This is a genomic window from Streptomyces sp. NPDC087420 (genome assembly GCF_044744165.1).
Classification (GTDB): domain Bacteria; phylum Actinomycetota; class Actinomycetes; order Streptomycetales; family Streptomycetaceae; genus Streptomyces.
On record NZ_JBIUXU010000005.1, the window covers coordinates 324,065 to 341,466 of the forward strand.

Below are 17,402 nucleotides of genomic sequence, written 5' to 3' on the forward strand. Positions count from 1 at the left end.
TTGACATGGCGAATCAGATCGCGGCCGGCCCTGATCTTCTCGAATACGTGAGGGAGTTCTCGCTCCGGGAAGACGAGATTCTCCGCGATCTGCGCCGGACGACCGCGGAGCTGCCCGCCGGCGAGGCGATGCAGGTCATGGCGGAGGAGGGGCAGTTCCTCGCGTTCCTGGTCGCGGCCACCGGTGTCACGGAAGTGCTGGAGATCGGCACCTTCACCGGCTACAGCACCCTGTGCATGGCACGCGCTCTGCCGCCGCACGGGCGTTTGGTCACCTGTGACATCAGTGAGCGGTGGCCTGAGATCGGTGCCGCGTACTGGCGGCGGGCGGGAGTTTCCGAACGAATTGATGTGCGTATCGGCGAGGCGGCGGAAACGCTGGAGGAAATGCTCGCCGACGGTTTCTCCGGCCGTTTCGGTCTGGTTTTCATCGATGCGGACAAGGCGAATTATCCGCGGTACTACGAACTGGCCCTGCGGCTCGTGCGGCCGGGCGGCCTGGTCGTGGTCGACAACACGCTCTTCTTCGGCCGGGTCATCGATCCCCTCGCCGACGACGCGGACACCGCCGGTGTCCGCGAGGTCAACGCCAGGATCCGGGACGACCAGCGGGTCGACCTCTGCATGCTCCCGATGGCGGACGGCATCACTCTGGTCCGCCGGAGGTGACCGCGGCGGCCGGGACGGTGAGGTCCGGAGCGATCAGCCGGGCCGTCGTGGGGGCGTCCCGCAGCCCCGGGGCGAGGTGCAGCAGCTGGACGTCGTCGCCGGAACCGCCCGTGACCGGACCCCGGCAGTCACAGGGCCGCTCGTCGAAACCCGCGAACCGGTAGGCGATCTCCATCATCCGGTTGCGGTCGGTGGCGCGGAAGTCCGCCAGCAGATGGACACCGGCCCGGGCGGCGTGGTCCGCCAGCCAGTTCAGGATGATCGTGCCGGCGCCGAACGCCACCACCCGGCACGAGGTGGCGAGCAGCTTGAGGTGCCACGCCCGCGCGTGTTTCCTGAGCAGCAGCACCCCCACCGCGCCGTGCGGCCCGAAGCGGTCGGAGAGCGTGGTGACCAGGACCTCGTAGCCGGGCCGGGCGAGGAGGGAGCGCAGCACCGCGTCCGGGTAGTGCACCCCGGTCGCGTTCATCTGGCTGGTGCGCAGCGTCAGCTCCTCGACCCGCGACAGGTCGTCCTCCGTGGCCCGCCCGATGCGTATCACCATGTCCAGCGAGCGGAGGAAGTCCTCGTGCGAGCCGGTGAACCGCGTCCGCTCGTCCGTGCGCCGGAAGCCGGCCTGGTACCTCTTCCTGCGCTGCTGCGAGTCGGCGGTCACCGGCCCGGGGCTGAACTCGGGCAGGCCGAGCAGCGACGCGGCGTCCTCCGCCGGGTAGCAGCGCACCTCCGGGAGGTGGTGGGCGACCTCGGCCCGCTCGGCCGGCTGGTCGTCGATGAAGGCCACGGTGCCGGGGGCGAAGTCCAGCTGTTCGGTGATCCGGCGTACGGCGTCGGACTTGCGCCCCCAGCCGATCTCCGGCACGACGAAGTAGTCGGCGACGCCGAGCGCCTCCAGCCGTGCCCAGGCGAGGTCGTGGTCGTTCCGGCTGCACACCGACTGGAGTACGCCCCGCGCGTCCAGGCCCGCGACCACCTCGCGGACCGCTTCGGACAGGACGACGTTCTCGTCCTCCAGCAACGTGCCGCGCCAGAGTGTGTTATCGAGGTCCCAGACCAGGCACTTCACGGCCACGGGCGGGACCGCCGGGGCGGTGTCGCTCAACTTCGGCTCCTTTTCGGGAGGTCACGGGTTCGCGCGGGAGGCGGGGTCACGGCCGGCCGAGCGCGTGGTCCGCCAGGATCAGCTGGCACATCTCGTCGCTGCCCTCGATGATCTCCATGAGCTTGGCGTCGCGGTACGCCCGCGCGACCACGTGACCGTCCCGGGCCCCGGCCGACGCGAGCACCTGGACCGCCGCGGCCGCACCCCTGGCGGCGTGCCCGGCGCTGACGTACTTCGCCAGCACGACGGAGCTGACCAGGTCGGCGGCGTTCTCGTCCCAGCAGCGGCTGGCGTACTCGCAGACCCGGGTGGCGACCTGCTCGGCGGCCCACAGGTCGGCCAGGTGCCGGGCGACGAGCTGGTGCCGCCCCAGCGGCCGGCCGAACTGGTGCCGGGACCGGGCGTGGCCGGCGGCCGCCGCCACGCAGGCCCGCAGGATCCCCACACAACCCCAGGCGACGGAGATCCGGCCGTAGGCCAGAGCCGTCGTCACGAGCAGGGACAGCGGCTGCCGCCCGCCACCGAGCAGGCTGCCGAGCGGCAACCGCACCGCGTCGAGCCGTACGTCCGCGTGCCCGGCCGCCCGGCAGCCCAGGGGATCGGCCACCCGCCGCACCGTGACCCCCGGGGCGGTCCTGGGCACCACCACCACCGCACCTCCCTCGTCCATCCGCGCGACGACCAGGAAGAGATCGGCGTACTCGGCGGCGGTCACCCACGTCTTGCGGCCGGTGAGCGACAGGCTGTCCCCGTCGACGGTGACGGTGGTCGCGACGGCCGACAGATCACTGCCCGCCTCCGGTTCGCTGAAGGCCACGGCCGCCGTGTCGCCCGAGGCCAGCCGCGGCAGCAGATCCGCCGCCTGCGCCGGGTCGCCCAGCCGTTCGACGGCCCACGCGGCCATACCCTGCGACGTCATGACGCTCCGCAGCGAGCCGCACAGACTGCCGACGTGGGCGGTGAACTCGCCGCTGTCCGCGCTGCTCCACCCCGGTCCGCCGTACCGCACCGGGACCTGGGCGGTCAGGTGCCCGGCCGCGCCCAGTTTCCGCACCACCTCCTCGGGCAGCCGGCCCGCCCTGTCCCAGTCGGACGCCCGGTCGCCGACCAGCTCGGTGACCGCCGAGGCCGCCGCGGCGACGGCTTCACGCACCGGAGCCGCCGGGGGCGGGCTGCCGGAGCCGTTCGACCAGTGCGGCCATCCGGAGCACGGTGCGGAAGTTCTCCATCCGCAGGTCGCCGCCGCGGATGGAGACGCCGTACGTCCTCTCCAGGTGCACCACCATCTCCATGGCGAAGAGCGAGGACAGCCCTCCGGAGCCGAAGACGTCCGTGTCGGCCGTCCAGGTCCTTCCCGTACGGTTCGCCAGGAACAGCAGCAGGTCCGCCTGGACGATGCCGGAATCGCCGACGGGTTCCGGCACCTGCCGGTCGGATGACGTGGTCATGCTTGTTCTCCCTCGTACTCGTAGAAGCCGCGCCCGCTCTTGCGGCCGAGGTGGCCCGCCCGCACCATCTCCAGCAGCAGGTCGCAGGGGCGGCACCCTTCGTCGCCCGTCCTGCTGTGCAGCACCCACAGCGAGTCGGCCAGGTTGTCCAGCCCGATGAGGTCGGCGGTGCGCAGCGGGCCCGTCGGGTGGCCGAGGCAGCCCTGCATGAGCCGGTCGACCGATTCCGCACTCGCGGTGCCCGCCGCCACCACCCGGACCGCGTCGTTGATCATCGGGTGCAGGATCCGGCTCGTGACAAAACCCGGCGCGTCGTTGACCACGATCGGCTGCCGGCCCAGCGCGGCGAGCAGGGCCCGCAGCGCGTCGAGGGTGGCCTCGCCGGTGTGCGTACCCCGGATGACCTCGACCGTCCGGATCAGATAGGGCGGGTTCATGAAGTGGGTGCCGATCAGATCCATGGGCCGTACGGTCGCCCGGGCCAGTTCGTCGATGGGAATCGCCGACGTGTTCGAGATGATCGGAGTGCCCGGCGCGACCAGCGCGGACACGTCCGCGAGGACCTTCGCCTTGGCGTCCGCGTCCTCGGTGACCGCCTCGATCACCGCGGTGGGGGCCGCGTCGCCGGACGTCACCAGGCCGTCGAGCGACAGGCCCGTGACCAGAGCGCCGGGAACGGCCCCGTCCGGCAACGCGCCCATCAGCCGCGCCGTCCGTACCTGGTGACCGATCCGCGCCGGCGCCTCGTCCAGGCGGCGCCGGTCCAGGTCGATCAGCGACACCGCCACCCCGTGCCCGACCGCCAGCGCGGCGATGCCCGACCCCATCACCCCCGCTCCGAGCACCGCCAGTCGCAGCCCGGCGCCGGGCGTACCGCTCTCCGCTGCCATGTCACCTCTCCTTCGGTCCCGCCCGTCGTCGGCACTCACTCCTCCGCGCGGCTCATCTCGGTCAGGGCGGGTCGCGGAGACACCGTGCCGCCGGTGGGTTCCGTGTAGAACTGCTGCGCCCACTGCCGGTACCGGCCGATCGGACCGTCGCCCTTGGCGAGCTTCGGCCGCTCGACGTGCTCCTGGTAGTGCCACATCAGCAGGTCCGCCCCGGTGTCGACCCGTGCCACCCGCTGGAGGACCGTGCTGAGCAGCCGGGCGGCGGGCATCGCCGTCGCGCGCCCGATCCTCTCCGGCACGCCGGGAACGCCCTTCAGCTCCAGCTTCGTACCGAACCGGAGCTGGATGCGCCCCGGGCCGGTCGCCGTCGCGTGGAGCATGACGTAGAGGTGGCCCGCGCCCCGGGGCAGGGCCGTCGACGCCGCGATGGTCGCCAGCCCGATCACCGTGAGCGAGTAGGACTGGCGGAACCCGCGCATCATGGTGCCGCGGGCCGTCGCGGTGACGGTGCTGACCTGTTCCCCGGCCACCGGTGCGCCCTCGATGTCAAGACCCTTGAGACCGTGCAGCGCCGGCAGGTGACCCCAGTCGAACGCGTTCTCGATGACGTCCTGCGGGTGACCCGCGAGGTCGAAGGTGTCGTGGCTGAACGGCTGCCGGTCGTCCAGCGGGAGGACCGGGACCTCCCAGTGCGGGGGCAGGCCGAGGGCGTGCCACCACACGTAGACCGCGCCGTTGGCCTCGCACACCGGGTACTGCGCCAGCGATGCCTTCGGCGGCGGCTTGTCGTACCCCGTACGCACACAGGCACCGGCCGGGTCGAACGCGAACCGGTGGAAGGGGCAGACGAGATCCTCGCCCTCGACCGATCCGCCGACGCCCAGATGCGCTCCCAGATGGGGGCACTGGGGCCGGACGGCCCGCAGCACCCCTCCGGCCGTCCGGTACAGGACGACCTCCGCGCCCGCGAGCGGACGGGTGACGACGGACCCGGGCCGCACCTCGTCGGTGAAGGCCAGACAGAACCACCCGTCCGGGTACGGGAGGGAGGGGGCGCGCAGGGTGTCGGCCGGGGCCGCACCGGGCCGGCCGACCCTCCGGGAGGTGAGGAGCTGCTTCACCAGCGGCTTCAGATGAGGCTTCATGGCGTCACTCCTGGTGGGTCACCGGGCAGGCGGCGACGCCCGGCTGCGTGGACGACGGGACGGACGGCTGGGCGGAGGCGGGCCGCGGCACGGCCGCGCTGACCCCGGCGCCGCCGCCCGTCCGCCGCTCACTGAGCCGCAGACTCAGTCCGCGCGAACTCAGGCTGGTCTCCACCTTGGGCCGGAACGGCTCGTCCCCGACGGGGGACAGCTCCCAGCGGGCGACGATGGCGGTGAGGGCCAGGATGGCCTCGCTGAGGGCGAACTGGTCCCCGATGCACTTGCGGGCTCCGGCGCCGAACGGGATGTAGGCGGCCCGGTCGGGCTGCGCGCCGAGCCAGCGGTCCGGGTCGAACCGGTCGGGCTCGGTGTAGAGGTCGGGCCTGCGGTGCAGGAGGTACGGGCTCAGCACGATGGTGCTGCCGCCCTTGAGCCGTACCCCGCCGAGTTCGGCGTCCTCCCTCAGGACGCGGGTCATCATCCAGGCGGGCGGATACAGCCGCAGCGCCTCGGTCACCACCCGGGTCGCCAGGCCGAGCGAGGGCAGGTGCGCGGGATCGAGCTTCTCCCCGTTCAGTACGGTGTCGGTCTCGGCCTGGAGGCGCTGCTGGACGTCCGGGTTCGTGGCGAGCAGGTGCAGCGCCCAGGCCAGGGTGATGGCCGTGGTCTCCATCCCGCCGAGGAAGAACGTGAGGGCCTCGTCCGCCAGTTCGGCGTCGCTCAGCTGTTTCTGCCCGTCCTGGCTCTCGTCGTCGACCGCCGCGACCAGCGTGGAGAGCAGGTCGGCGTGGTCGGTCGGATCGGCACGCCGTTCGGCGATGATGTGCGAGATGGTGGCCGACAGCCGGTCACGGGCCTGGTCGTACCGCCGCTTCCGGGGAGTCGGCAGCCCGCGCAGCAGGGCCGGCGTCATCATCCGGCGGAAGAACGCGCTCACGATGGTGGCGGTGTCGGCCAGGGCCTGCCGCATGGTCTCCGCCGGCAGCGCCCCGCTGAACATCGTCTCCATGGTGCCGCGCGTCGTCAGCGTCATCATCTCCTGCGTGATGTCGAGGACGTCGCCGTCGCGCCACGTTCCCGTCTTCAGCTCGGCCGCTCTGGCGAACACCGCCCCGTACCCGGGGAGCCGGGAGGGGTGGAACGACGGCTGGCACAGCCGCCGTTGCCGCCGGTGCAAGGGGTACGAGCAGGTGGACAGGCCGTCGCCGATGACCTCGCGGATCCGGTCGTAGATCGGGCCGCCCTTGTCGAAGACGCGGTCGTTCAGGAACACCTGACGGGTCAGAGCCGGATCGCAGATCATCACGGCGGTGCTCGGGCCCAGCCGGACGCGTACCATCTGGCGGTACCCGGACAGCGACATGATGAACGCCAGCGGATCGCGGAGCAGGGGCAGCGCGTGGCCCAGCAGCGGCAGGGCCCGCGGAGCTAGCGGAAGCGACGCGGCGGTCGCCGTACTCGTGTCAGCCATGGACAACTTCTTTCTGTCGGTGAGTGACCGGCCGGTGCCGTGCCGACGGATCGCGCGTGATTTCCAACAGCGCGGTGGTCCAGCGGAAACCGACCCCGAAACTGACGACGAGGACACGGTCCCCGGCCCGTAGCACGCCGGCGCGGAACGACCGGTCGAGGGCGAGCAGGATGTCGGACGGACCGGCGTGCCCGAGGTGCCGGCCGTAGGTCCAGCTGGTGTCGTCGGCACGGAGACCGAGCGGTGAGCCGCTGAGCAGCATGTCGAGCACGACCGACCCGATCGCGATGGGCACCACGTGCGCGACGTCCGCGGGTTTCACACCGGCCTCGTCGAGGACGGTCTCGACGCAGCGGTGGGTGGCCCGTTGCAGCACGTCGATGTGGGGCAGGAACCCGGTCTCCTCGACGGGGAACCGCCGGGCGGCACCGGTGTACCCCTGCCTGGCCCTCGTCTGCGCCTCCAGTTGTGGCTCCGTGACATGGGCGGTCGCCACCAGGCGGGCGAAGCCCGTCCCCCGGGTGAGGACGGCGGCGGCGCCGGCGTCACCCGCCACGTAACCCAGCTCCCGCGCATAGCCCCACCGTTCGTCCGGGAACCGGACACCGGTCGTGACCAGCGTGGCCTTCGCGTCCGGCCGGGCGGTGAGGTGTTCCGCCGCGGTGACGAGCGCGGCGGCCCCGCCGTCACTGGCGGCGCCGACCTCGATCCAGGCGGTGTCCCTTCCCCCGAGCACCCGCATCAGGTACGCCGCGGGCGTGTAGTGGTCCCCGTCCTGGAACCCGGCGTGCACGAGCAGGCTCAGGTCGGCGCCGGCGACGTCCGCGTGGCGCAGCGCCTTGAGGCCGGCCCGGGCCGCCATCTGCGTGGCCGTGCTGTCCGTCGAGACGGCGGCCGAGGTGAATCCGTTGAGCGCCAGCAGGGAGGGCGGCCCGGTGACCGGTCCGTCCCACGGGTCGTGCTCGGGCTTGACGGGGGGTACCCAGGCACCCGTCCCGGCGATCGTGATGTCCTGCCACAACACTGCTGTCTCCTCGGCTGTCACGAAAGGGGCGACTGGGTGACGCGGGCACCGGGCCTGAGCACCTCTCCGCTGTGGTCCGGCGCGTGTGCGCCGACACCGGTGATCCGGGCCAGCACCCGGCCGTACCCGGTCACGGCGGTCAGGGCCCCCGTGACGAAGTCGCAGTGCAGCCGGATCACCGGGTTCTCCGCGCTGAGCTGGCAGTCGTTGCCCGGCCCCCCGAGATCGACCTCGTCGAGGCCCGCCATCGGGCCGACCGGGGGCGGACGCTCACCGCGCGGGGGCAGCAGCAACAGCTGCGCCATCGCGTCCAGCAGGAGCGCCGGTACGGTCATCCCCGCCAGGGCCGGGGCCCAGGCGGCGTGGTCGAGACCGAACCTGGCGCTGCTCCCGTCCATACCGACGGCGTAGTCGCCGGTGCCGGCGAACGGGCCGGTGAGCGAGATCGGCGGGTCGGGGGAGTAGACCGGCATCGCGAAATCGGGTCGGGGCTCGTAGGACGAGGAGTCGGGGGGCCGGGGGAGCGTGAGGAAGCGGTCCGCCAGCACGACCGTCGTCTCGCACAGCAGGTCGTTGAAGCGCAGCACCTTGCCGTTCCTGCCCATGCGGTGCGCCGTCACCCGGACGGCCACCTCGGCGCGGTCGCGCTTCCGGCTCGTGACCCGGGCCTCCACCGCGACGGTGCGCGGCGGCCCGGCGAGCCTGACCGTGACCGACGTCCGGCAGACGAGACCGCGGAACCCGGTGACCACGAGACCGGGGCAGAGGGGCGCGGCCGCGCCGGCCGCGGCTTCGAGGACAAACGTGCCCGGCAGCGTGTACTCACCGTTGACCCGGTGGTGGCGCATCCACCGGCCGTCCCGCTCGGCCAGGGTCCGCGGATCCCAGGTCTTGGTGTAGACGGCCCAGTTCTCGCCCCGGTGCAGGACACCGTCGAGCAGCGGCGTGGTCAGCGCCGGGTCCGGCGGGGCGGGCGGCGGCGCGTCCGGGGCGGGGACCGGCGGCTCGGCGGCGGAACCGTACGTGCTGATCCCGCGCCGGGCCAGCAGCACCCGTTCCTCCTCCCGGATGAAGAACGTCACCCCGCCGGCCGGTGGCCGGGTCACGGCGGAGAGGAACTGCGCGCATCCCTGCGCGGTGCTGATGTAGGCGTCCATCCGGTTGCGTTTGAGGGTCTCCCGCATGGTGACGCTGCTGGCGACGCCGACCTCCCGCCAGCCGCTCCAGAGGATCGCGAACTCCCGATGGCCGTCGGGGCCGTGCCGCTGGGCCCAGGCGCTCGCGTACGCCAGGTACTCGTTGACGGCGCAGTAGTCGATGTCACCGGGCGCGGGAGCGAGGGTCGCCAGGGTGCTGAAGTTGCACCAGATCCGGGGTAATCGCCCGGCCAGGGCCCGTTTGAGGTTGCGGTAACCGGTCGCCTTGGTGGCGCGGACGGCCCGGAAGTCGGCCAGGGTCTTGGCGTGCAGCGCACGCGACCGCAGGTCGAGGACGGTGTTGATGAGCAGGTCGATCCGTCCGTGCCGGTCGAGGACCTCATCGAGGACGGCGGCGGTGCGCCCGGCGTCGAGGACGTCGCACACCCGGTGGTGGACCCGGTCCTGGCCGCACAGCTCCGCCAGCCGGTCCACCGTACGGCGCACTTCCAGGCGCGCCTGGGCCTTCTCGTACGTGGCCCGCAGCTCACCCACCGACGCGCCGGGGCGTCTGCGGCGTTCGGCGGCGATGAACTCGGCCTGGGGCGGCAGCGCCTCGCCGGTTTCCGGCAGCGGGGTGCGGCCGATGAGGTACAGGTGGGGGCGGTCGGTGGTGCGGGCGACCGCGTGGAGGAGTTCGGGGGTGATCCCCCGGGCGCCGCCGAAGGCGACCACGACCGCGCCGGGCGGCAGCGGGGCGTCCCTGGCCGGGGAGGGTGCCGCGTCGTCGTCGGCGACGGCCAGGGTGAACCAGGCACTGCCGCGACAGGCCAGCGTGTGTGTCGGCACCTCGGCGGTGCCGGCCCGCGCCAGCTGGTCCAGGGCGGTCGCCGCGTCCGGTGCGTCGCTGAGCAGGAGCACCCCGCCGCACTGCGGCACCTCGGACCGGACGGAGCGGACGAGGCCGGAGAACAGCCCGCTCAGCGGGGGTGGCAGGTCGTCCGGCAGTTCCCCGAGCAGGACCGCGCCGAGCGAGCCGCCGGAGCGCAGGGCGGGCAGCGCGGCCTGGAGTGTGGTGAACGTGAGGTCCTGGAGCTCTTCCATCCGGGTGGCGTCGTCGTCGTCGCTCCCGTCGCCGGGGGCGGGCAGCCGGGACAGGACCCGGATGTGGCGCGGGACGAACGGGAGGCAGGCCAGGGCGTTGGGGGCCTCCTCGGGTGGGACGTGGGTGGCGGCAGGGAGGCCCGGACGGGGTGACCAGACGGCGACGTCCGGGCCGGTGACCGCCGCGGCGAGCTCCGGGATGTCCGTGAGGACGACCGTGCCCGGCGGGATCGACGGCGTGGCCCGGCCTCCCCGGGGCGGGGGTGTCGGTGCCGGGACGAGACGGAAGGTCTGGCGGCGGCCGGTGAAGGCCTCTCCGTGTTCCTGCGAGGCCCGGTCGGGTGGGCCGGGTTCGGGCGCGGTGCGGTCGGGCGTGAGGTGCTCCGGCCCGGTCCGGCCGGGCGTGATGCTCCCCGGTCCGGTACGCGAAGGCCGCTCGGCCTCCTTCCGGTCCTGCCCGCGGTGTGGCGGGCCGGCCGGCCGGGTGAACCGGATCGGAGGTGATCCGGCGGCGGCGGGCGTCACGACGGTGTCCGTTCCGGTGACGACGGCCTGAACGACCGTCAGCAGGGCGTCCAGCGACAGGTAGGTGTGTCCGGCGCCCGCGAGCGCGGGAAGGGAGTGCGCGGGCGTGCCGGGATCCCCGGGACCGGTGCCGTCGATCGCCGTGGAGAGCGACCCGAGGACGGGCAGGTGGTGCTCCAGCGCGGTGGAGAGCCGGGTGACCGCCAGGACGGCGGCGCCTTCCGCGATGGACCGGCCCTCCGGCACCAGCCCGGCGAGGTGGCGGTCCCAGCCGCTGATCGGCCGCAGGCACACCGCGCCGATGAGCGCGAGGTCGCAGGCCCGGTGCCGGAGCTGGCGCAGGGCCAGGTCGACAGCGGTGTGCGCGGAGTCCCGCTGGGCGTACAGGCTGGTGCCCATGCCCCGGAAGTCGTAGTAGTTGGCGGCCCGGCCCGACAGGATGCAGGAGACCGCCCCGGTGAAGTCGTCCTCGTTCAGGCCGCCGGGGATCACCCCCTCGGACTCCGCCATCCCCTTCGCGAGGTACTCCTTGAGCGTCTTCGCCCGCACCGGGTCGGGCAGGATGTCGAACGTGGTGGCGCACTCGGCGGCGTGCACCCGCAGCGCGGCCCGGGTGTTGTGCGTGGTCGGCAGTGTCGATCCCACCATCACCGCCGTGGTGGGCCGCAGGCCCGTGCCCGGCTCGCCCAGATCGTCCAGCAGCGGGCCGAGGGCCTGGAGCACCATCAGGTGGGCGGCGTCCATGTGGCGCATCGTCAGCGGCGGGATGCGCACCTCACGCGGGGACGGCAGCGGGTACGGCGTACCGAAGCCGGTTTCCGGGAGCGGACCGTCCCCACCCAGCCAGGCGGGCACCTGGGCGCGGTCCAGGCCGGGCAGGTGGGTGTTCCAGCCCACGACGACCAGGTCCTCCGTATCGGCGGCCACGTCACCGCCCCGCCGTCGCGCGGGGGCGGCCGACGGCACGCGGTCGGACAGGACGACGTGCGCGTCCGCTCCTCCGAGGCCGAACGACGACACCCCGACCACGCGTGGCCGTGCCTCGTTCGCCGGCCAGGGCGCGTCCTCGACCGGTACGGTCAGCCGCGCGCCGTCCTCCAGCAGGGGATGCGGATCGGTGACCACGGGCTGGCCGGGGACCGCCCCGCGATCGAGAGCGACCAGCGCGTGCGCGACCGAGACCAGGCCCGCGAGCACACCGGTGTGCCCGAAGACCTGCTTGTTCGACGTCAGCAGGCACGCCCGCTCCCGTGGCCCGAGCCGGGAGAGCAGCGAGCGCAGTTCGATCTCGTCGCCCACCGGCGTACCCGTGCCGTGTGCCACGACCCAGTCCACGTCGCCGGCCTCGACGCCCGCGTCCTCCCAGGCCCGGGAGATCGCCAGCTCCTGTCCTCGGGTGGCCGGGGCGTGAATGCCCTTTCCCCGGCCGTCGGCGGCGAGACCGGTGCCCCGGACGACACCGAGGACCGGGTCGCCGTCCGCCACGGCACGCGCGTACGACTTCAGGGCGAGCGTGATGGCGCCCTCCCCGATGATGGTCCCGTCGGCCGCCCGGTCGAAGGGGCGGATCCGGCCGCTCATCGAGATGCCCTGGGCCCGGCAGAAGAGTGTGAACCCGATCGGCTCGATCACCGACGTACCGCCGACCAGCGCCACGTCGCAGGAGCCCTCGCGCAGGGCCTTGACCGCCGCGTCCAGGGCGAACAGCCCGCTGGCGCAGGCCGCGTCGAGGGTCAGGTGCTGCGCGTCGGCGGGGATCAGCCCGCGCAGCGCGTTGCGGGAGACGGACGCGGGCAGGTAGTCCTGCGGGTTCCCGCCGTCGCCCCCGTAGTGCGCGCCGATGGCGTGGTCGGCCAGCTCGGCCAGCCACTCACCGTCCCCGTCGTTGGGGAGCGCCTCGCGCACCATCCGCCGGTACTCGTCGCCCAGCACCACACCCTGGGGGCCGAGCCCTGTCTGGTCGTGGATACCGGTGGTCGCGGCGAGCCACCGGTCCGCCGGGCGCCGCCGTACGCCGGCCAGGGCCTGGACGGCGCAGTGCCGCAGCCAGCGCGTGGTACGCGGCCAACCGGGGTGGCCGGCGTTGCCGTCCGGTTCGGTGATCGAGGCGGGGTCGGGGACGAAGTCGTGGAGGTACCCGGCCTCGCGGACGTAGAAGGAGTCGGTGTCCTCGCGGGTGGGTGCCCAGAAGTGCTTCAGGTCGAAGGCGGACGGCTCGCTGGAGAGCAGGACGCCCTCCCGCAGCCGGTCCCAGAACTCCGCCGTGTTGTTCGCGCCGGGCAGGGCCAGGCCGAGCCCGACCACCGCGACGGCTCCGGGGTCCGTCTCCGGCGCTCGGACCGGCGCCGGGGTCACCACCGCCGCGGGCGCAGCCACCGCCGCGGGTGCCGCTGCCGGTTCCGGCGTGGGTGTGGGCGCCGGCTGGGCGGCCGCCGGTCGTTCAGGCGCGGGCGGGTCCACCGCGGGCGGTGTTGCCACCACGGCGGCCGGGACCGGTGGGCGCCGGGCGGGGCTGGTCACCTGGTCCGCCAGCCTGCTGTGCAGCCGCAGGCCCTGCATCCCGCCGATGCTGATGCCTCCGTCGGCGACGACGGTCTGCCCGGTGATGAACGCGGTGTCCTCGTGCAGGAGGTGGACGATCAGCCGGGCCGCCTCCTGCGTCGAGAGCGTACGGCTCATCAGCTCGCTGGCCTCGGCCGGGCCGCCGGGCACCGCAGCCGGGCCGTCGAGATTGACGAGGATCTCGCTCACGACGGAGCCCAGGAGCACGGTGTTGACCCGGATGCCCTGGCCGACCAGTTCGAGCGCCAGATAGCGGACCAGTGACTCCAGGGCCGCCTTGGTGACACCGCCGGGGCCGTACCCCTGAACCGGCTGGCGCGCCCCGACGCTGGACAGGCAGAGGATGCTCGCGCCCTCCCTGCCCGCCATCAGCTCGGCCGCCCGGCGCGAACAGTGGTAGGCCCCCATCACATTGGTGGACCATGCCCGTTGCCAGTAGGTGTCGTCGATGTCGAACAGGGGCAGGAAGGCCCCGCCCGCGGCGTTGTTGATCAGAATGTCCAGGCCGCCGTGCCGCTCCTGGACCAGGTCGAACATCCGGTCGATCTCGCTGGTCTTGGCCACCGAGGCGCGGATGAACTCGCAGCTGTGGCCGGCCTCTTCCAGTTCCGTACGCAGCAACTTCGCCTGCTCGACGGAGTGGAAGTAGTTGACGATCACGTGGGCGCCGCCCCCCGCCAGGCGGCGGACGATGTCCGCGCCGAGGCTCTTCGCGGCCCCGGTGACGAGGGCGAGCCGGCCCCGCAGGCTGTCCGTGGAGGTCAGGGCGGAGGTCATAGCGCGGCCGCCTCTCTCCGCGCCCGCACGACGGTCTCCGCGATCCGGCGCAGCGTGCCGAGGGTCAGCAGGGAGGAATTCGCCCGCAGGCCGGGCAGGTCGTACCGGTCGGACACCCGCCCGAGCAGGGCGACCTGCTTGAGCGACTCCACCCCCAGCTCGGACTCCAGGCCGTCGTCCTCACCGAGCAGGTCCGGCGGGTAGCCGAGGAAGTCGCCGTAGAGCGTCCGCAACTCGGCCAGCACCGTCGTGTAGTCCGGCCCGGCGGACCCGTGCGGGGAGACCGGGGCGTCGGTGGCCGTGGCGACCGCGACCGCGGCCGGCGAGGTGTCCGGCGCCGCGGGGGCCGGGTAGGAGACGGAGGCCGCGGAGAACACGGCGGCCGGGGAGAACACGGCGGCCGGGGAGAACACGGCGGCCGGGGAGAACACGGCGGCTCTGGGCGTCGGTACGGCGGGCCGGGACGACGGAGCCGGGCCGGCGGCCGTGAGCGCGCCCACCCGCTCGGCGGCAGGCGCGTTGCCCCACGGCGCCGGCGGGCGCGAGCGGAACAGGCCGCCGCCGTCGGACTCGGCGACCAGAGCCCGGACGGCTTCGGCCGGGTCACTCTCGCTCAGCGGTACGACACACCGCACGCCCGGGATCGACGCCTCGACGAACTTGGTGACGACGGGCCACTCCCCGCACTCCACGAAGATGTCGGCGCCCGCCGCGTGCAGGTCACGGATCGTGTGCAGCATCCGGACCCGGGCGGTGAGCGCGCCCGCCACCAGGTCGACCGGGTCGTCGTCGCCGACGTCCCGCCCCAGCCAGGGGGAACACACCCGCCAGCGCCCGGCACCGTACGGAACCCGCGGCGCGGTCGCCCGCAGGTCCCGCGCGGCCTGTGCCATCGCCGGCGTATGGGTGGGGTGCGGGACGTCCAGGCGGAAGCTCGGCCAGCCGAGCGCGTCGGCGACCCGCTCCACGTGTTCGATCAGCGCCTCGGGGCCGCTGATGACGCTCTGACGAGGGGCGTTCTCGCAGGCCAGTACGAGGTGGGGATGGTCGGCCAGGCCGGCGAGCGACTCCGCCCGGCGGCCGTCCACCCCGACCGCGAGCATCTTTCCCTCCCAGCCCTGCCGGGTCAGCACCTGCGACCGGGCCACGGCCAGGCGGACGGCGTCCTCCACGGACAGGTGCCCCGCGGCGGCCATGGCCCACAGTTCACCGATGCTCTGCCCGACGATCGCGACGGGCCGCAGGCCCTCGGCGATCAGCATGTGGTGCGTCGCGACACTGACCGCGAAGATCTCCAGATACTGCACCTCGGGTCCGCGCCGGTCGCTCGTCCCGTTGTCCTTGATCAACCGGGGACTGATGTCGGGCAGCCCCGCTTCCCGGGCCGCCTTGTCGATGCGGGACAGCGTTTCACGCACCGTCGCGTAACGGTCGTGCAGATCGCCCAGGATGCCCCCGCGTGGGGCAGCAACCGTGCCGGGCATGACAAAGACTGAATCCACCACGTGCACCACTCTCATCCCTGTCCCGGCCGCCGGTGAGGTCACCTCGGCGGCCGGGGCCCTGACACGCCTCGACGGCGCGACGAATTCGTGGGTCCGGGTAAATGCAACCCTGATCTCTCTTCATTGATTGCCATTCCCTCAAATGCATAACCCCGGAGGCGCGCCTCAGATCCGGCCTAAATTAATGGTGGCCGGCATTCGCCAATCGTGGTCATTGCTTTTCGGTACGTGCTCGCCGCGGCCGATAAATTGTGAGATTGGTCCGACAACATCCCTTTTGATCCGTGTGTGATTGGGGTGTTCGGTCCGGATTTCCCTCACATCCCGACGGATCGCCTTGGCCGGGACCGGTCAGGCCGTGAGCCGCAATATGTAAGAATTCATTAAAGTAATGAGCGTATTGTGTGTAACGGGGGAAGTGGCGATACGGCCTCGGCCGAGTGCCGGCCGGTGCCCTGGCCCCGCGGTCGTCCGCGTGTTACCAAGAGCCATGCCCGCACTCGCCTCGTACGACGCCGTCATCGTGGGCGGTGGCCACAACGGACTGGTCGCCGCCGCCTACCTCGCCCGCGCCGGACGCTCCGTCCTCGTGCTGGAGCGCCTGGGGAACACCGGCGGCGCCGCCGTCTCCACGCGCCCCTTCGCCGGGGTCGACGCCCGCCTCTCCCGCTACTCGTACCTGGTCTCCCTGCTGCCGGACAAGATCGTCCGGGAGCTGGGGCTGCGCTTCGCCGTACGCAAACGCACCGTTTCCTCGTACACCCCGAAGGGCGACAGCGGGCTCTTGGTGGGCGAGGGGCGCACCCGTGAGTCCTTCGCCGCGCTCACCGGCGGCGACGCCGAGTACGCCGCCTGGCAGGAGTTCTACGGCATGACGGCGCGGCTCGCCCGGCGGGTCTTCCCCACGCTCACCGAGCCGCTGCCCACCCGCGAGGACCTGCGCGCGCGGATCGACGACAAGACGGCCTGGCGCGCGCTGTTCGAGGAGCCCGTCGGCGTCGCGATCGAGGAGCGGTTCTCCGACGACCTCGTCCGGGGCGTGGTGCTGACCGACGCCCTGATCGGGACCTTCGCCGACGCCCACGACCCCTCACTCGTGCAGAACCGCTGCTTCCTCTACCACGTGATCGGCGGCGGCACCGGCGACTGGGACGTGCCCGTCGGCGGGATGGGCGCGCTCACCGACGCGCTGGCCGCCGCCGCGCGGTCCGCCGGCGCGGAGATCCTCACCGGCCACGAGGCGACCCGGGTCGACACCGACGGGACGCGCGCCGAGGTCGCGTACCGTACGGACGACGGCGACGGTACGGTCGCGGCCGCCCAGGTCCTGGTGAACGCCTCGCCCCAGGCCCTCGCCGCGCTCCTCGGCGAGGAACCGCCCCCGCCCGCCGAAGGAGCCCAGCTCAAGGTCAACATGCTGCTGCGCAGGCTGCCACGCCTCCGCGACGCGTCCGTGGACCCGCGCGAGGCCTTCGCCGGGACCTTCCACATCGCCGAGGGATACGGGCAGTTGGCGACGGCGTACCAGGAGGCCGCCGCGGGCGGGCTGCCCGCCGCGCCGCCGTCCGAGATCTACTGCCACTCCCTGACCGACCCGTCCATCCTGGGCGCGGGCCTCGCGGCGGCCGGGTTCCAGACCCTGACCCTGTTCGGACTGCACACCCCCGCACGGCTGTTCGCGGCCGACAACGACGCCGTACGCGCGGAGCTGCTCGCCGCCACCCTCGCCCAGCTCGACGCGCACCTCGCGGAGCCGATCGCCGACTGCCTCGCCGTGGACGAGGACGGCCGTCCCTGCGTCGAGGCGAAGACCCCGCTCGACCTCGAACGCGAACTGCGGCTCCCCGGCGGCCACATCTTCCACCGGGACCTCTCCTTCCCCTACGCGGAGGCCGGGGGCGGCCGTTGGGGCGTGGAGACGGCGCACGCGAACGTGCTGCTGTGCGGCGCGGGCGCCGTCCGGGGCGGCGGGGTCAGCGGGGTCCCCGGCCACAACGCCGCGATGGCGGCGCTGGGCAGGTGAGGGCCGGCGCCCGGCGGTGGGTGCG

Annotated in this window: 11 protein-coding genes; 2 read left to right on the top strand and 9 right to left on the bottom strand. The window is 73.1% G+C overall.

What is annotated here, in order from left to right; all coding sequences use genetic code 11:
* The first annotated feature begins 5 nt into the window (after positions 1-5).
* A complete protein-coding gene (locus ACIO1C_RS12380) occupies positions 6-668 on the top strand; it encodes an O-methyltransferase (protein WP_401861692.1) in 663 nt (220 codons plus the stop codon).
* Here ACIO1C_RS12380 and ACIO1C_RS12385 read toward each other — a convergent pair.
* The 9 genes from ACIO1C_RS12385 to ACIO1C_RS12425 are packed head-to-tail and all read right to left on the bottom strand — an operon-like array spanning position 646 to position 15,354.
* Positions 646-1,767: an HAD-IIIC family phosphatase gene (locus ACIO1C_RS12385; RefSeq protein WP_401861695.1), complete on the bottom strand. Its 1,122-nt coding sequence runs from the start codon at positions 1,765-1,767 to the stop codon at positions 646-648. The two genes, ACIO1C_RS12380 and ACIO1C_RS12385, sit on opposite strands and share 23 nt — an antisense overlap.
* Positions 1,768-1,813: 46 nt before the next feature.
* Complete coding sequence (locus ACIO1C_RS12390) at positions 1,814-2,920, bottom strand: acyl-CoA dehydrogenase family protein (RefSeq protein WP_401861697.1); 1,107 nt, start codon at positions 2,918-2,920, stop codon at positions 1,814-1,816.
* On the bottom strand, positions 2,913-3,215 hold the full coding sequence (locus ACIO1C_RS12395) for an acyl carrier protein (RefSeq protein ID WP_401861700.1): 303 nt from the start codon (positions 3,213-3,215) through the stop codon (positions 2,913-2,915). The genes ACIO1C_RS12390 and ACIO1C_RS12395 overlap by 8 nt, the downstream gene beginning before the upstream one ends.
* Positions 3,212-4,105 carry a 3-hydroxyacyl-CoA dehydrogenase family protein gene (locus ACIO1C_RS12400; protein ID WP_401861703.1) on the bottom strand — a complete coding sequence of 298 codons (894 nt, stop codon included), beginning with the start codon at positions 4,103-4,105 and terminating at the stop codon, positions 3,212-3,214. The genes ACIO1C_RS12395 and ACIO1C_RS12400 overlap by 4 nt, the downstream gene beginning before the upstream one ends.
* Positions 4,106-4,140: 35 nt before the next feature.
* Positions 4,141-5,250, bottom strand: coding sequence for a Rieske 2Fe-2S domain-containing protein (locus tag ACIO1C_RS12405; protein ID WP_401861705.1), 1,110 nt, complete (start codon positions 5,248-5,250; stop codon positions 4,141-4,143).
* A gap of 4 nt (positions 5,251-5,254) precedes the next feature.
* A complete protein-coding gene (locus tag ACIO1C_RS12410) occupies positions 5,255-6,721 on the bottom strand; it encodes a cytochrome P450 (protein WP_401861707.1) in 1,467 nt (488 codons plus the stop codon).
* The gene (locus ACIO1C_RS12415) at positions 6,714-7,745 is read right to left on the bottom strand and encodes a 3-oxoacyl-[acyl-carrier-protein] synthase III C-terminal domain-containing protein (protein WP_401861709.1); all 1,032 of its coding nucleotides are present in this window, start codon (positions 7,743-7,745) and stop codon (positions 6,714-6,716) included. Before ACIO1C_RS12415 ends, ACIO1C_RS12410 begins: the two co-directional genes overlap by 8 nt.
* 17 nt (positions 7,746-7,762) lie before the next feature.
* Positions 7,763-13,849 carry an SDR family oxidoreductase gene (locus ACIO1C_RS12420; protein ID WP_401861712.1) on the bottom strand — a complete coding sequence of 2,029 codons (6,087 nt, stop codon included), beginning with the start codon at positions 13,847-13,849 and terminating at the stop codon, positions 7,763-7,765.
* A complete protein-coding gene (locus ACIO1C_RS12425; RefSeq protein WP_401861715.1) occupies positions 13,846-15,354 on the bottom strand; it encodes an acyltransferase domain-containing protein in 1,509 nt (502 codons plus the stop codon). The genes ACIO1C_RS12420 and ACIO1C_RS12425 overlap by 4 nt, the downstream gene beginning before the upstream one ends.
* 490 nt (positions 15,355-15,844) lie before the next feature.
* On the opposite strand from ACIO1C_RS12425, the gene ACIO1C_RS12430 reads away from it, so the two are divergent.
* The gene (locus tag ACIO1C_RS12430) at positions 15,845-17,377 is read left to right on the top strand and encodes a phytoene desaturase family protein (protein WP_401861718.1); all 1,533 of its coding nucleotides are present in this window, start codon (positions 15,845-15,847) and stop codon (positions 17,375-17,377) included.
* The last annotated feature ends 25 nt before the right edge of the window (positions 17,378-17,402 follow it).

Coding starts and splice junctions, on each gene's coding strand:
- ACIO1C_RS12380 (WP_401861692.1), top strand. CDS start 6: ATGGCGAATCAGATCGCGGCCGGCCCTGATCTTCTCGAATACGTGAGG.
- ACIO1C_RS12395 (WP_401861700.1), bottom strand. CDS start 3,215: ATGACCACGTCATCCGACCGGCAGGTGCCGGAACCCGTCGGCGATTCC.
- ACIO1C_RS12400 (WP_401861703.1), bottom strand. CDS start 4,105: ATGGCAGCGGAGAGCGGTACGCCCGGCGCCGGGCTGCGACTGGCGGTG.
- ACIO1C_RS12405 (WP_401861705.1), bottom strand. CDS start 5,250: ATGAAGCCTCATCTGAAGCCGCTGGTGAAGCAGCTCCTCACCTCCCGG.
- ACIO1C_RS12410 (WP_401861707.1), bottom strand. CDS start 6,721: ATGGCTGACACGAGTACGGCGACCGCCGCGTCGCTTCCGCTAGCTCCG.
- ACIO1C_RS12420 (WP_401861712.1), bottom strand. CDS start 13,849: ATGACCTCCGCCCTGACCTCCACGGACAGCCTGCGGGGCCGGCTCGCC.
- ACIO1C_RS12430 (WP_401861718.1), top strand. CDS start 15,845: ATGCCCGCACTCGCCTCGTACGACGCCGTCATCGTGGGCGGTGGCCAC.